The following is a 392-nucleotide window of genomic DNA, read 5'->3' as shown; positions in this document are numbered from 1 at the left end:
GCCACCGTTAAAACCCATATAGAATGGGAAATTATGCCCTAAAATTACTCCAGCTGCAATTGTATATGTTAAGAGCCAAATTTGTACTTCAGTTAAATGCAAAGCACCAGCTAAATAGAGATGTACACCAATAATGGCGGCAACGCCTTTCCCAATATCGATAAGCGCCACTAATATGCCATATTTCCATCCGAGTGAAAGTGTTGCGTTTGAGGCGCCGGCATTGCCATGCCCAGATTTTTTTAAATCTACCCCCGATAACAATTGTGCTACTTTTGAGCCATGAATACAGCCGATTAGATAGCCAACAATAAGAAAAATTATCAAGGCTTTTACCATAAAAATACTCCTCTCGAAAAATCTATTTTAAAGTAGTGTATCTGTCTCTTATA

Annotated in this window: 1 protein-coding gene; it reads right to left on the bottom strand. The window is 38.3% G+C overall.

The genetic code is table 11. The features are described 5' to 3' along the window. The coding region (locus DDE80_RS14780; protein WP_161952366.1) for a glycerol-3-phosphate acyltransferase at positions 1-339 on the bottom strand (339 nt) is incomplete at its 3' end. Positions 340-392 lie beyond the last annotated feature (53 nt).

Origin of the sequence: Metalysinibacillus jejuensis, from assembly GCF_003057615.1 — a bacterium.
In the GTDB taxonomy this organism is placed as follows: domain Bacteria; phylum Bacillota; class Bacilli; order Bacillales_A; family Planococcaceae; genus Metalysinibacillus; species Metalysinibacillus jejuensis.
Note: the sequence above shows the minus strand (reverse complement) of the source record. Positions and strands in the feature narration are given on the sequence as shown.